At 75.4% G+C, this 14,116-nt stretch carries 10 protein-coding genes; 1 reads left to right on the top strand and 9 read right to left on the bottom strand.

Annotated elements, in window-relative coordinates:
• Window positions 1–59: 59 nt before the first annotated feature.
• Window positions 60–1,490, bottom strand: a complete 1,431-nt coding sequence (locus tag OG534_RS21500) for a carboxylate--amine ligase (protein ID WP_326589884.1) — start codon at window positions 1,488–1,490, stop codon at window positions 60–62.
• 294 nt (window positions 1,491–1,784) lie between these two features.
• Between OG534_RS21500 and OG534_RS21495 the strand changes: the two genes are divergently transcribed.
• The gene (locus tag OG534_RS21495; RefSeq protein ID WP_326589882.1) at window positions 1,785–3,326 is read left to right on the top strand and encodes a glycoside hydrolase family 26 protein; all 1,542 of its coding nucleotides are present in this window, start codon (window positions 1,785–1,787) and stop codon (window positions 3,324–3,326) included.
• A 5-nt stretch (window positions 3,327–3,331) separates the two neighbouring features.
• Here OG534_RS21495 and OG534_RS21490 read toward each other — a convergent pair whose 3' ends face one another.
• Genes OG534_RS21490 through OG534_RS21455 form a run of 8 tightly spaced genes read right to left on the bottom strand, consistent with a single transcriptional unit; the run spans window position 3,332 to window position 14,112 of the window.
• Window positions 3,332–4,474 carry a GNAT family N-acetyltransferase gene (locus OG534_RS21490; protein ID WP_326589881.1) on the bottom strand — a complete coding sequence of 381 codons (1,143 nt, stop codon included), beginning with the start codon at window positions 4,472–4,474 and terminating at the stop codon, window positions 3,332–3,334.
• Window positions 4,471–5,358 carry a lipopolysaccharide biosynthesis protein gene (locus OG534_RS21485; protein WP_326589879.1) on the bottom strand — a complete coding sequence of 296 codons (888 nt, stop codon included), beginning with the start codon at window positions 5,356–5,358 and terminating at the stop codon, window positions 4,471–4,473. The genes OG534_RS21490 and OG534_RS21485 overlap by 4 nt, the downstream gene beginning before the upstream one ends.
• A gap of 51 nt (window positions 5,359–5,409) precedes the next feature.
• Complete coding sequence (locus tag OG534_RS21480) at window positions 5,410–6,765, bottom strand: glycosyltransferase (RefSeq protein WP_326589878.1); 1,356 nt, start codon at window positions 6,763–6,765, stop codon at window positions 5,410–5,412.
• On the bottom strand, window positions 6,762–7,538 hold the full coding sequence (locus OG534_RS21475) for a polysaccharide deacetylase family protein (protein WP_326589877.1): 777 nt from the start codon (window positions 7,536–7,538) through the stop codon (window positions 6,762–6,764). Before OG534_RS21475 ends, OG534_RS21480 begins: the two co-directional genes overlap by 4 nt.
• Window positions 7,528–9,999, bottom strand: a complete 2,472-nt coding sequence (locus OG534_RS21470) for a lipid II flippase MurJ (protein ID WP_442807118.1) — start codon at window positions 9,997–9,999, stop codon at window positions 7,528–7,530. Before OG534_RS21470 ends, OG534_RS21475 begins: the two co-directional genes overlap by 11 nt.
• Window positions 9,996–11,402, bottom strand: a complete 1,407-nt coding sequence (locus OG534_RS21465; protein ID WP_326589875.1) for an O-antigen ligase family protein — start codon at window positions 11,400–11,402, stop codon at window positions 9,996–9,998. The genes OG534_RS21470 and OG534_RS21465 overlap by 4 nt, the downstream gene beginning before the upstream one ends.
• Entirely contained in the window at window positions 11,402–12,928 is a 1,527-nt protein-coding gene (locus OG534_RS21460; RefSeq protein WP_442807117.1) for an exopolysaccharide biosynthesis polyprenyl glycosylphosphotransferase, read from the bottom strand. The genes OG534_RS21465 and OG534_RS21460 overlap by 1 nt, the downstream gene beginning before the upstream one ends.
• Window positions 12,925–14,112: a glycosyltransferase gene (locus tag OG534_RS21455; RefSeq protein WP_326589874.1), complete on the bottom strand. Its 1,188-nt coding sequence runs from the start codon at window positions 14,110–14,112 to the stop codon at window positions 12,925–12,927. Before OG534_RS21455 ends, OG534_RS21460 begins: the two co-directional genes overlap by 4 nt.
• Window positions 14,113–14,116 lie beyond the last annotated feature (4 nt).

Below are 14,116 nucleotides of genomic sequence, written 5' to 3'. Positions count from 1 at the left end.
CGGCCCCTCCTCCAGCTCGGTGGTCACCGGCCCGGCCCGGTCGGCCGCGCCGGTCGTGGTCAACGGGTCACCAGCTCGTCCGGCTCGGCCGAGGCCTCCGGCGGGACGGGGCGGGAGGAGGCCGGCCCCGCGGAGGCGGCGGGCGGCTGGTCCCGGCCCCGCTGCCGGGGCGCGCGGACCACCGCGCGCGCCGTGCGGCGGCTCTGTGCCGGGACCCCGCGCAGGGCCCGGACCCCCTTGCCCGCGCCGCGCCCCAGGAAGGCGCCGAGCATCGCCAGGAACGGCAGCAGATCGTCGGAGGCGAACCAGGCCGTCTCGACCCGCCCCCGCTCGACGGCCGCCTTCGCGACCCGTGCCGGGTCCGCTTCCCGGTCACCGACCGGTCCGGCCTGCCCGGCCGATCCGGCTTGCCCGGCCCGCCCGGTCGGAGCGGCGGGTTCGTCGGGTCCGACGGGTCCCAGGGGTCCGACGGGTCCCAGGGGTCCGACGGCTCCGCGCGTCTGTCCCGACCCGGCCGCCCCCACCTGATCCCCGGGGCGCGCCGCCGGGCGGCGATGCGGCAGCGACCCGCCCCGGACCGCCGCGAGCAGCGCGTAGTTCTCGGCGACGAACACCCGGCCCGGACCGCCCGCGGGCTGCGGGACCCGTTGACCCGTCAGATCCAGGTACATCGCCTGGACGACGTCCAGCCCGGACGCGTCGGCGAACAGCCGGAACTGCGCGCCCGGGCGGGGGTTGAAGTCCACCAGCCGGAAGCACCCCCGCTCGTCCCGGCGGAAGTCCAGGTCCAAAATCCCCTGGTAGCCGAGCCGTTCGGCCAGTCGCAGCCCCGCCTCCTCCACCGCCGGGTCCGGCAGCCAGCGCCCCACCGCCGTCAGCCCCGTCCGCACCGGCCAGGACAGCTCCTTGCGGCCCGACCCCGCGAGCAGCGGACGCCCGTCCCGGGTGAAGGCGCCGTGGAAGAACCAGTCGGTGTCCGGCCCGGCGGGCAGGAACCGCTGGAACAGCAGCCGGCTCCCCGCCTCGGCCGAGCGCTCGTACAGCCGGCGCGCCTCGGCGGTGCTGTGCACCAGCGTGGTGCTGCGCAGCCCGTCGGCCCCTGCGGGCAGCAGCCAGGGCCGGCTCCACTTCGCGACCAGCGGCAGGCCGAGCCGCCAGGCCGCCTCCGCCACCTCGGCCCCGCTCGCCGGAATGACCGTCTCCGGGTGCGGGACGTCCCACCGCGAGCAGAGCCGCGACAACTCCGCCTTGTCGGCCACCCGGGCGGGCAGGTTGTCGGGCTGATGGGGAATCCGGAAACGCTGACGGAGCATCGGCGCGACCCGGGACACGGCGATGGCACTCAGGTCGTCCATGGCAACGAGCACGGCCGGACGGCCGATCCGCTCCGACACCCCGGTCAGGCACTCCAGCAACGCCTCGGGCGCCTCGGGGTCCAACCCGCCTTCCGGTCCGGGATGTACGGCGCGCAGATAGCGCGAACGCTTCATGGGACCTCCCCCGGCCTCGACGACGGCATGGACCTCCACGCCCTTGCGGCCAAGGGATCTGACGGCGCCGAGGGTTCCGTGGTGGAACGGATTCCGGTCGAGTCTGAGCACAACGGCGGGCACGTGGTTGGCGAACGCGTGCATGGCATCCGTGTCTTTCACCTAGTCGGACCAAGCGGGGGTGATGTGCGCCTGCTAATGGCCTATGCGGCAGTCACCGAACAGGCCATTCGTCGGATCTGATGCCTAACGTCTTTGGTAAGCACTCCGATTCAGGAAAGCTCGGGAGACGCCATGCCCAGACCACGCCGCCGACTGGCGACCACCTGCATCGGTACGGTCACGGCCGGCCTGCTGGCCACCGGTGCCGCACTCGCGACGCCCGAGGAGGACTGGCCCAAGGGCTCCGGCACCGCCATGGGCGCCTACCTCGACTACGGCCCGCCCGGGGTGGCGCGGATCCCGTACCTGTCGCGCTGGCTGGGCGGCAAGGAGATCCGGGTCGGCCACACCTATCTGCCGGGTGACTCGTGGGCGGGCATCGAGGGCCGGGTCGGCTTCCTGGAGGACTGGGCCGCATGGCGCCAGGCGGCGGACGACCGGATGTTCGTCCTCAACGTGCCCATGCAGGCGCGGAACGAAGGCCGTGTGTCCGACCGCCGGGTCTCCCGGCTGATCAAGGCGGGCGCGCAGGGCCGCTACGACCGGCACTTCAAGAAGCTCGCCGAGCGGCTGGTGTCGCTGGGCGTCCCGGACACGGTGATCGTGCTCGGCTGGGAGATGAACGGCATCACCTACACCCACCGCTGCGCGCCGGACCCGGAGAACTGGAAGGTGTACTGGAAGCGCATCGTCACCACGATGCGCGCAGTGCCCGGACAGAAGTTCAAGTTCGACTTCGCCCCGAACCGGGGTACGGACGCGATCGGCTGGACGCAGTGCTACCCCGGCGACGACGTGGTCGACATCGTCGGCATGGACTCGTACGACCAGGGTCCCGGCCAGACCTTCGACGACCAGATCTCCCAGCCGTACGGGCTCCAGCAGCACGTCGACTTCGCGAAGGCACACGGGAAGGAGATCTCGTACCCGGAGTGGGGGCTGTTCCGGCGCGGGGACAACCCGGAGTACGTCCGGCGCATGCTGAAGTGGATCGAGCAGCACAAGCCGCTCTACCACACCATCACCGACTACTGCCCGCACGGCGTGTGGCAGTGCAAGGACAACCCGGCGTCCTCGAAGGCCTTCCGCGCCGCGCTGTGGCCCGAGCGGCCCGGGCCGGTGCTCCCGATCCCCACCCCGGTGGTGCCCACGCCCGTGGTCCCGACCCCGGTGGTGCCCACGCCGGTCGTGCCCATGCCGGTGGTCCCGACCCCCGCGATCCCGACGCCCCAGGTCCCGACGCCCGCGATCCCCCTCCCCTCGCCCATGGACCCGAGCCCCGACGTCAGCGTCCCCGCGCCGGTCACCCCGAGCCCCGACCTCCCTGACCCGGTCACTCCCGGCCCGCTCGTCCCGACGCCCGAGGTCCCCGTACCCACACCCGTCCCGGTGCCCGTGCCCTCGCCGGCGGACCCGACACCCGACGTCAGCGTCCCGGCGCCGTCGCCCGCGGTGCCGTCGCCCGTCACCCCGAGCCCGCTCGTGCCGAAGCCCGCACCCACGCCGGCCCAGCCCCAGCCCCTGCCCCTGCCCCAGCCGGAGAAGCCGTCCGTCAACGGCACGCGGTGGTGCGTGCCGATCAACTTCGGCGAGTGGCTCTCCAAGCTGGTCGGCATGCAGTCGGTCTGCATCGAGCTCGACTGGGGCAAGGACTCGGACTTCTGGCCCTTCTAGGCGGGTCATCGCACCCGCAGTTCGTTGAGCCGCGCCCGCCAGTCCCTGGCGGCCGGCAACGCCTCCCGCAACGCGTCCACCGCCCGCTCGCGCCCCGTCACCTGCGACTCGTGCAGGCGCATCAGGGGCACGAGCGCGGTCGTGGCCAGCAGGAACCGCTGGTTGACGACCGTCTCGGGCCGCCAGTGGTTCTTGTACGGCTCGTTGCCGCGCAGGAAGCTCACGACCGGCCGGCCGTCGGCGAGCGCCCGCCCGGCCTCGTAGCGCAGCAGCAGCGTGGCCACGTCCACCTTGCGCGTCCGCAGGTCCGGGTCGGCCCCGTACAGGTAGCCGCCGCTCAGTCCGGCCGACAGCAGCGTGACGTTGGCCGCCACCACCTTCCCGTCGAGCCGGAACTCCGTCAGCCGGCCCTCCCCGGCCCGCACCATCCGCCGGGTGGCCCGGGTCAGGTGCTCGGCGAAGCGGGGCCGCAGGTGCTCGGGGGTGACCCCGCGGCCGCGCCACTGCTTCTCGTGCAGCCGCAGCAGCGTCCGTACGGCGCGCGGCACCTCCTGCTCGGTGACCTCGTGCTCCTCGATCCCGGCCGCGTCGGTCTTGCGCAGCTTGGCCCGGACCCGCTGGGCGCCGGAGGACGGCATCCGCTTGACCAGCTCGTCGAACGGCAGGGTGGGCAGCTCCATGCAGGTGGAGTCGGCGAGCCTGCTGCCGACGCCGGGCCACTGCCGGTACAGCTCCTCGGCGGCGGCCCCGGGACGTACCTCCCGCAGGTCGACGACCGCACCGCGGGCGGCCCGGTGCAGCCCGTGGGCCAGCGCCGGGAAGACCTGGTCGGCGTGTTCCGCCGCCACGAGCACGTCGAAGTAGTCGGTGATGGGGCCACCGAGCGGCACCAGGAGCGGCATCGGCCGGTGTACGAGCATCAGCGCGGCCGCGCCGACCAGCTCCTCGCCGCGCCGCACGAGGACGATCCGGAGCCGGCCGTCCTTGCCGTACGACAGCCACCACGAGTGCAGCCAGGCGTGGCTCTGGAAGGGGGTGGCGGTGGGACAGCCGCGGAAGAGCCGGTTCCACTGCTCCTCCAGCGCGGCGAACTGCCGGGGGTCACGGCACAGCGTCACCGACAGGGCCCCGGCGGAGCCCGGACTCATCGCACGGACTCCTTCTCCTTGGCCGAGGCCGGCTCACCCTGGGCGGGGAGCGAGGCGTACTCCTCGACCGGGGCCCCGACCGCGGGCGCGACGGCGGACCCCAGCTCGGACCCCAGCTCGGACGCCGCCTCGGACTCCGCCGTGGCATCGGCCGGGGACGCGACGGGGGATCCCGCCGCCTGCTCCTCGGGGCGCCGCGCCCGGCCCGGCCGGGCGAGCAGCCACAGGCCGCCCAGCAGACCGCCCGCGCACATCCCGACGGCTCCGCTGATGGGGGCGGACGGGGAGGCGGGGTCGGAGGGGGCCACGGCCTGGTTGAAGAGGAGCAGCTGGACACCGGTGTTCTTGGCGGCCTGATTGCTGCTCAGCGACAGGGCGTCGGCGACCGCGTTGGCGATGTCGGCGGCCTCGGCCGGGCTCTTCGACGTGCCCGTGATGGCGATCATCGGGGACTCGGGCGAGGTCTCGGCGCGCACCTGGGTGCGCAGCTGCCGGGCGCCGATGCCCGCGCGGGGCTGGGCGTAGGCGAGGGTGGAGCTGCTGGTGGCGATCCGGGCGTAGGCCTGGGCGAAGCCGAGGGCGGTGGCCGGCTCGGTGGTGTCGTCGGGCACGGCGACGACGTAGCTGGTGGCGGCGTACTCGGGCGCCTTGAGCACCCCGTACGCACCGCCCGCGGCCAGCCCCAGCAGGGCGCAGGCGGGCAGGGGCCACCACGCGGGCGGCGACACCGACCGCCTGCGCGACCTCTTCCCGGAGCGGTGGACCGGCTTCTTCGCGGCCGTCGCGGACTGCTCCGCCTGCTTCTCCGCCTGCTTCTCCGCCTTGTTCTCGGACTTCCTATCGGACTTCTTCTCGGACTTCTTCTGGTCGGCACTATCGGCCATGAGCGTGCTCGCTTCCTGGGTGAAGGGGAGTTGGTTCGGGGGGTGTACGGATCAGCCGACGCCGGTGCCACCCGGCACTTCCAGCCCGGCCGGCACATCCAGCCCGGCCGGCACTTCCAGCCCGGCCGGCACATCCAGCCCCGCCGGCGTTTGAGGCGCGGGGTCCGGGGCGGAGCCCCGCTCTTTCAGCCCAGCCGGCGATTGAGGCGCGGGGCCGGAGCCGGAGCCCCGAGGCGCCGGCGGCCCCGCGGAGCGCGGCGCAGCCGAGAGGGCGAGGTCGTACACGTCCAGCAGCTGCCGCGCGCTGCGGGCGATGTCGTAGCGGCGGACCACCGGCGGCGGGGGCAGCCGCCGCGCACCCGCCTCCATGTGGCCGCGCAGCGCCGCGACCAGCTCCTCCGTGCCGGTGCCGATCCGGCGCGCCCCGGGCGCCTGGGCGGCGGGCAGGTCGTCGATGGCCGGGCAGGTCACGTGCAGGACGGGGAGTCCGGCGGCCAGGGCCTCGACGACCGCGAGCCCGAAGGCCTCCTCCCGCGACGGGGAGACGAAGACGTCCATGGCGGCCAGCAGCGCCGGGATCCCGGGCGTGCGGCCGTCCGCGCTGTCGCCCAGCGGGTCCCGCTCGCCCAGCAGGTGGATCCGGCTCTGCGCGCCGAGTTCGGCGGCCAGCCGGCGCAGCCCCGCCCGCTCCGGCCCGTCCCCGGCCAGCAGCAGGTGCGCCCCCGGCAGCGCCGCGACGGCCCGTACCAGGACGTCGAACCGCTTGCCCGGGACCAGCCGCCCGACCCCGCCGACCACGAAGGCCCGCTCGGGCAGGCCGGTCCGGGCCCGGGTGGCCCGCCGCACGCCCTCCTCGAAGCGGAAGCGGACGGCCTCGATCCCGTTCGGTACGACGTGCACGCGCGCGGCCGGCACCCCCCACCCCTCCAGCCGGGCGGCCACGGTGTCCGACACGGCCACCGTCGCCGCGCCCAGGCGTTCGCTGGCCAGGTACAGCGCCCGCACCCCGCCCGACAGCGGCCGGCCCTCGATCTCGCCCTCGCCGAGGGAGTGTTCGGTGGCCACGGTCGCCCCGGTGCCCGCGAGCCGGGCCGCGAGGCGCCCGTACACACAGGCCCGGTACAGGTGCGTGTGCACGAGGTCGTACCGTCCGCGCCGGATGAACTTCACCAGCCGCGGCAGCGCCCCCAGGTCCCGGTTGCCCCGCATCCCCAGGTGGACGACCCGTACCCCGTCGGCGCGCAGCCCTTCGGCGACGGGCCCGGGGTTGGTCAGCGTCAGCACGTCGCACCGCATCGGCAGGTGCCGCAGCAGCAGCCGCAGTTGCTGCTCGGCGCCGCCGACCCCGAGCCCGGTGATGATGTGCAGGGCCTTGAGCGCCGTCTGGTCCGTCTGGTCCGTCTTCACCGGTACACCGCCCGCCGCAGCTCCCGCGCCTGGTGGCGCACCTGCTTGATCCGCAGCCGGGCGCCGCCGTCGGCCAGGCTGACGTGCGTACGGGGCAGGGCGTGCGGGCCCGCGAGCCGTCCGGGGTCGATGGCGCAGGCGTAGCCGTACCCGGCGGCCCGGGTGGCGTCGACGACCCGGGCGTCGAGGTGTCCGTACGGGTAGCAGAACCCCTCGGGCAGGGTCCCGGTCAGCTCGCGCAACAGGTCGCGGCTGCCCCGCAGTTCCTGCTGGAGCACCTCGTCGGTGGCCGCGGTGAGGTCCTGGTGGAGCAGTCCGTGCGAGCCGATCTCCTGTCCGGCCCCGGCGACTTCGCGGATGCCCTCGGCGGTGAGCAGGGACTTGCGCGGACCCAGCGGGTCCCACACGTTGTCCACGCCGAGCCGCCCGGGCAGGACGAAGAGGGTGGCGGTGCAGTCGTGGCGGCGCAGCAGCGGCAGCGCGTGGGTGAGGAAGTCGGTGTAGCCGTCGTCGAACGTCAGCCCGACCAGCCCGGCACCGCGCCCGGCCGCGCGGGCCCGGAGCAGTTCGCCGACCGACACCCCGCGCAGGCCGCGCGAGCGCAGCCACAGCAGCTGGGCCTCCAGGGCGAGCGGGGTGACGGTGATCCCGTACGGGTCCTCGGCGGGATCGGTGAACTCGGCGACCGAGTGGTACATCAGGACCCACGGCGAAGCGGTCCGGCGGGTGGGTGCCACCACGGCGGCGGAGGCCGTGTCGGTGTCAGCGGACATTGCGGAACCTCTGCGTGAACTGGGAGATCTGACCGGGCAGGGCGGTGACTTCGAGCGCGCGTATGGCCATGCCGGTGGCTCCGAACATGGCCGGGACCAGCAGGCAGCCGAGGGAGACGCTGAGCATCGGGTCGGGGATCATGGGACCGGCGATCCAGCCGGTGACGCACGCGGCGACGGCGGCCACGGCGAGCCGTCCGATGCTGACGGCGACCCGGCGGACCTGGATGGCGATGATCCGCGAGCCGAGGCCGGTGAGCAGCAGGACGGCGGTGGTGGAGATGCCGGCGGCGTTGGCGGCGGCGAGCCCGTAGGTGCCCCACCAGCCGACGGCGAAGGCTCCGGCCACGATGTTGACGAGCAGGCCGGCACCCATCGCGAGCGCCGGGAACCAGGTGGGCCGGGCGGTCGAGAAGAAGGGCCGGGACAGTGCCCCGACGAGGCAGTGGCCGAGGAGTCCGAGTCCGTAGACCCGCATGACGGAGGCGGTGGCGAGGGTGTCCTCATGGGTGAAGGCACCGCGTTCGAAGAGGACCTGGATGATCTGGGGCGCGTAGCCGATGACGAGTGCGGTGCCCATCAGGACGGCGAGCGAGGCCAGCGCGAGGTCCTGCTCCACCCGCCGCCGGGCCTTCTCCCGCTGCCCGCCGGCCATGGCCTGGGCGACGACGGGGAAGGTGACGGTGCAGATCATCAGGGACAGCACCATCGGCATCTGCGCGACCTTCTGCGCGTAGTTGAGGTGGGAGATCGCCCCTGAGGGGAGCGAGGCGGCCAGGAACCTCTCGACGAGCACCTGCGACTGCCGGAAGACGGCGAAGAAGATCACGGGGGCGATGACCCCGAAGGCGATGAGGGTGGGGCGGTCACGGTCGCGCTGGCTGCGCGGGGCGTTCCTCTTGGCGCGGGGCAGGCCGAAGCCCACGTTGCGGATGAAGGCGGGCAGTTGGACGAGGACCATCAGCAGCCCGCCGACGGCGACGCCCGCGGCGGCGGCCCGTACGCCCCACAGGGCGTGCAGGGCCACCATCGTGCCGATGATGCCGACGTTGTACGACACGTAGATCGCGGCGGGCGGTACGAAGGATCTGTGCGCCCGCAGAGCCGCGCTGAAGTAGCCGGTGATCCCGAAGGAGAGCACGGTCAGCGCCGTGAGCCGGGTGCACTCGACGGCCAGCCGGGGGTCGGGCAGGCCGGGCGCGAGCACGGCGACGACGGCCGGCGCGGCCACGACGAGCACGGAGGCGACGGCGGCCAGGAACACGGCCAGCCGCGGCAGGGTCGCCCCCACGAGCAGCCGTACGGGGTCCTGCGCGCGGGCCTCCCGGCGCGTGAGGCCGGCCCTGCTGGCGGCCCGCCGGGCCAGGGCGTGGCTGAAGGCGGGCACCATCAGCAGCGCCATGGCGTCCTCGATGAGCAGCGTCGAGGCCATCTCGGGCAGGGTCCATGCGATCAGGAAGGCGTCGCTGTCGTGCCCGGCACCGAAGAGGTGCGCGATGGTCTGGTCGCGCACCAGCCCGAACACCGCCCCGGCGGCGGTCAGCCCGGCGGTGACCGCGGCGGCCTTGGCCAGGAACCGCCCCAGTGGGGGGCTCCCGCCGGGGGTGGCGGGCTCGGGAAGCTCGTCCGGGCCGCCTGTCCGGCTCCCGCGGGGGGTGGCGGGTGCGGACGGGCTCCCGCCGGGGGGCGCGGATCCGGAAGGACCACCCGCGTGCCGGACACGGCCGGACCGGCCACCCGCCGTACGGCTCCCGCCCGGGGGCGCGGGTACGGCGGGATCGCCCGCGTGCGCGTGCCGGACACGGCCGAGCCGGCCGCCCGCGGACGCCGCCTGGGTTTCGGGCGCGTCGGCGGAGCCGCCCGCGGGCCGCGACGCCACCGGCACACTGCGCTTCCCCGAGGCTCCGCCCGGATACCCGGCCGAGCCGAAGACGGCCTTCCGCACCGCCGGTTCACCGCCCGGCAGCCCGCCGGCGACGAAACCGGGGTCCGCCGGGATGGGCGGGACGGGCGGGACGGGCGGGACGGGAACCGCGTCCGGATCCGGGCCGGCGCCGGGACGCCCGGGCACGCTCCGCCGGTACCCGGCGGAGCCGAACACGAGCTCCCGCACCCCCGGTTCACCGCCGGGCAGGCCGCCTGCGACGAAACCCGGGTCCGCCGGTGCCGGCAGGCCCGGGGTCGCGGAAGCCGCTGCCGAACGGGGCGCCGCAGCGCCGTTGCGCCCCGGCGGGCCCCCGGTGACGAACCCGCGGTCCGCCGGGGCCGCAGGGTCCGCCGCGCCCGGAGAGCCGGTCGGATCCTGCCCGGTGCGGCGCCCGGCCACGGGCACGTTCCGCGCGTAGCCGGCGAAGCCGGGGTCCGTCCGCTTCGGGCCGGACCCCGCGGCACCCGGGACACGGGCGTGGCCCGCCCCGGCCGGGGGGCCGGAGGCGGGCCGCCAGGGCGTGGTGTCCGTCACCGGCGAGCCGCAACCCCGGGGGCCCTACCCCGTGAACCCGCACCGAAGGCGGCCACGCGGTGCGCAGCCGCCCCACGCGGTGGACCCGCGACCCCCCGGGAGGGAAGCGCCCACCAGGCCGCCAGGCCGATGATCACTCCGGTCAGCACGGTGGACGGCCCCCCGATGTCCGCGTACAGGAAGTCGGTCAGCTGCCACACGAGCAGCCCGATCGCGATCAGCCCGCAGTCCCGCACCCCCGTGGGAGAGCCGAGCCGCCGCAGGCCGGCCACCAGCAGCGCCGCCCAGCCGCCCGCCAGCGCGATCAGCCCGATCAGGCCCTGCTCGCTCAGGATCAGCAGGTACATGTTGTGCGGGGAGAGCAGCGGCTGGCGCAGGTACGCCTGACCCGCGCCCGCGGTGTCGCTTCCGGAGGAGAGCCCGAGCGAGGCGTGCCCGTCGCGGTGGGCGGGGAAGCCCTTCAGCCCCACCCCCACCGCAGGCCGCTCGCGCCACATCGACTCGGCGGCGGCCCACATCGTGTAGCGGTCGGTCACCGACTGGTCGGGAGCGCTGGAGATCTGGGTGATGGAGGTCAGCCGCTCGGCGACCATCTCGGAGCCGACCCCGAGTCCGCCCACCAGGACCACACCCGCCGCGGCGAGCGCGAGGAGCACCTTCAGCGCCCGGCGGATCCCGGCCAGCACCATCACCAGCACGGCCGCGCCGGCGGTGGCGATCCACACGCCCCGGCTGAACGAGAGCACCAGCGGCAGCACCAGCGCCAGCGCCACGCCCCCGGCGATCCGCCGGACCCGCTGCGGCAGCCCCGGCGCCAGCGCGACCGCGGTCGCCACGACCAGCCCGTACGCCACGACCGTGGCCATGCCCATGACGTCACCGGGGCCGAAGGTGCCCACGGCCCGGACGTTCTGGCCCTGGTAGGAGGCCCCGGTGTGGGTGGCGTACTGCACGACCCCCACCGCGCCCTGCACCAGCGCCAGGACCACGAAGCACCCGGCGGCCAGCCGGAACTCCGCCGCGTCGCGCACCAGCAGCACCACGGCCGCCGGGACGAGTACGAAGACCTGGAGGTAGCGCACGAAGCCCGGCAGGGCGGCGTACGGGTCCCCCGCGGTCATCGTCGCGACCGCGAGGCCCACGGCCGGCGTCCCGAGCACGAGCACGCCGAGCGGGGTCAGCGCCCGGACCCGCCCGCGCAGCGCCTGCACCGCGCAGACGAACACCAGCAGCAGCGAGGCGGCGTCGGCCGGGCCGACCTTCCCGGAGGCGGTGGCGTCCCCCGCCGGGAGCGGGGCGAGGAGGAACAGCACGGTCGCGGCGAGCGGCAGGAGCGGCCAGTGCCGGCGCAGCAGTCCCGGCACGTCGGGCCGGGCCCAGGAACCGGGGACGACGAGGCTCATCAGCTGCCCCCCAGCCGGAAGCGGAAGAAGAAGGCCGCGGTGCGGGCGAGGATCCACAGGTCCTGCCACAGCGACCAGGTGTCGATGTAGTGGTTGTCGAAGCGGGCCCGGTCCTCGATGGAGGTGTCCCCGCGCAGGCCGTTGATCTGGGCGAGGCCGGTGATGCCGACGGGCATCCGGTGGCGGGCCTCGTAGCCGGGGTGGACGGTGGAGAACTTGGCGACGAAGAAGGGCCGTTCGGGGCGCGGCCCGACCAGGCTCATGTCACCTCGTACGACGTTCCACAGCTGCGGCAGCTCGTCCAGCGAGGACTTGCGCAGGAAGGACCCCACCGGGCTCATCCCGCGGTCGCCCGCGACCGTCCAGCGGGTGGCGGACTCGTGCTCGTCGGCGCGCAGGGTACGGAACTTCAGCAGGGTGAAGGGGCGCCCGTACAGGCCGACCCGCTCCTGCCGGAAGATGACCCCCGGCCCGTCCCAGAGCCGTACGGCCAGCGCGCACAGGCCCATCACGGGCGCGGCGGCGATCAGCGCGACCAGGGCGAGCAGGGAGTCGATGCCCCGCTTGGCCCAGCGCTCCACCGGCCGGGCCGGGCGCGGCAGCAGCGGCTGGACGGCGTACCCCCACAGCTGGTCGGCGGGGTGCACCACGCGCATGCCGGTGATCTTGGCGGTGCCGGCCGGGTCGGCGAGCCACAGCCGGCAGCCGTGGTCGTGGAAGAGCCGGACCAGGGAGGCGGTGCGCTCGTCGGCCTCCGGCGGGCGGGTGAACACCGCGTGCGTCACGGAGTTCTGGATGACCGCGCGCCGGATGTCCTCGTGGGTGGCGAGGAACGGCAGGGCGCCGGTGTCCCCGTCGGCGGCCGCCGCGGTGTCGGCGAGCCCGACCGGCCGCAGCCCGAACTCGGGTCGGCCGTGCAGGGCGGCGGCCACGGCGCTCGCCCCGGCGCCGGCTCCGACGACGAGGGCGGAGGCGGGCCGGCGCACGGCCGAACGGCGCTGGAGCTGGTTGACGAACCCGCGCCCCGCACACGCCAGGAGGACCTGGAGGCAGACGGCGGTGAGCAGCGCGCTCCAGCCCAGCGCCCGGGCCGGCTCGACGGCGGCCACGACGGCGGCCGTCCCGCACCACAGGACGGCGGACCGTCCGGCCACCGCGGGCAGTTCGAGGAGCGCGGAGGGTGCGAGCCGCGGCCGGTACAGCCCGGCCTGGGCGTGCAGCGCGGCGAGCAGTCCGGCGACCGGCACGGCCGTGAGGGCGGGCAGTCCCGCTCCGGGCAGTGTCGTCACGGCGAGTACGGCGGCCAGCGCGTCGGTGGTGAGCAGCGGGAGCACCCGGCCGCGGCGGCGGACGCGGTGCGGGCGCACGGCGGACCGGGCCTGGTCCGTCCTGGGCCCGCGCGGGGGGTGGATGGCGGTCGCGGAACGGCGGGCTGCCGCGTGGGGCGCGGGCGCGAAGGCGCTGCCGCCGGCGGGGCCCGTGCCGCCCTGCCCGGTGTGCCGGGCGGGTGCGCTGTCCATCGTCATCGGCTGATGCGCTCCTGGTTCAAGGGCCGGGGCCTGCCCAGCAGTTCGTGGTACAGGCCGGTGACCGCGTCCGTGGTCCGCCGCACGTCGAAGCCGGTCCGGGCGTGCTCCCGGGCCTGCTCCCCGAGTTCGGCGAGGAGCCCCGGCTCGGCGAGCAGCCGTCCCAGGGCTTTGGCCAGGGCCGTCGGGTCCTCCGGCGGCACGAGGCACAGGCGCCCCTGGCCGGGCGGCAGGCTCTCCCGGGCACCGCTGACGTCGGAGACCAGGACCGGGCGGCCACAGGCCATGGCTTCGAGCGGGGCGAGCGCCATGCCTTCCCACCGCGACGGCAGTACAACGAGATCGGCGGCCCGAAGCCACGGTCGGATGTCGGCGGCGGCGCCCGCGAAGAACACCCCGGGCGGGGCCGTGCGGCGCAGCCGTTCGGTGTCGGGGCCGTCGCCGACGAGGGCAAGGCGGGCTCCGGGGACGGTGCCCAGCAGCTCCGGCCAGGCCCGCAGCAGGATGTCCTGTCCCTTCTGGAGGCAGATGCGGCCCACGCAGACGGCGAGCGGTCCGTCGGCCGGGAAGGCGGCGGGCAGCGGCAGTTCGGCGCGGGCCCGGGCCCGGTCCTGGCCGGGGTCCGGTCCGCCGGGGCGGAAGTGGTCCAGGTCCACGCCGTTGCGGATCACCGACCAGCGGGCGGTGATGCCCTCGGTCTCCCCCGCGCGGCGTTCGGCCTCGCTGACGCAGAGCACCCGGTCGGCCCAACGGGCCCCGTACCGCTCCCAGCGCAGGGCGAGCGCGGCGGTGGCCCCGCCGACCGCGTCGAAGGACCAGGCGTGGGGCTGGAAGACGGTGGGCACGGTCCCGCGCGCGGCGAGCCGCCCGGCCAGCCCGGCCTTGGCGCTGTGGGCGTGCAGCAGGTCGGGGCGGACGTGGCGCAGCAGCCGCCGGGCGCCGATGACCTCGGCGGGCAGCCGGGGTCCGGGAGCCCGCCCGGCGCTCCAGGTGAGCACTTCGGCCCCGGCCGACCGGGCGGCGTCGCCGAGCGTGCCGCCCGGCGGGCAGGCGACGACGGTGCGCAGGCCTTCGGCGGTCTGTGCGCGGACGAGGTCGGTGACGACCCTGGCCACACCGCCGTCGACGGGCTGGACGAGATGGAGGACGGTCGTGGGCTGTGTCGCCCGAGGTTGTGTGGGCACGTGG

The organism is Streptomyces sp. NBC_01294, assembly GCF_035917235.1.
Lineage (GTDB): Bacteria > Actinomycetota > Actinomycetes > Streptomycetales > Streptomycetaceae > Streptomyces > Streptomyces caledonius.
This window is presented reverse-complemented; position numbering and strand designations above follow the sequence as displayed.

Coding starts and splice junctions, on each gene's coding strand:
- OG534_RS21500 (WP_326589884.1), bottom strand. CDS start 1,490: ATGAAGCGTTCGCGCTATCTGCGCGCCGTACATCCCGGACCGGAAGGC.
- OG534_RS21495 (WP_326589882.1), top strand. CDS start 1,785: ATGCCCAGACCACGCCGCCGACTGGCGACCACCTGCATCGGTACGGTC.
- OG534_RS21490 (WP_326589881.1), bottom strand. CDS start 4,474: ATGAGTCCGGGCTCCGCCGGGGCCCTGTCGGTGACGCTGTGCCGTGAC.
- OG534_RS21485 (WP_326589879.1), bottom strand. CDS start 5,358: ATGGCCGATAGTGCCGACCAGAAGAAGTCCGAGAAGAAGTCCGATAGG.
- OG534_RS21475 (WP_326589877.1), bottom strand. CDS start 7,538: ATGTCCGCTGACACCGACACGGCCTCCGCCGCCGTGGTGGCACCCACC.
- OG534_RS21465 (WP_326589875.1), bottom strand. CDS start 11,402: ATGAGCCTCGTCGTCCCCGGTTCCTGGGCCCGGCCCGACGTGCCGGGA.
- OG534_RS21460 (WP_442807117.1), bottom strand. CDS start 12,928: ATGACGATGGACAGCGCACCCGCCCGGCACACCGGGCAGGGCGGCACG.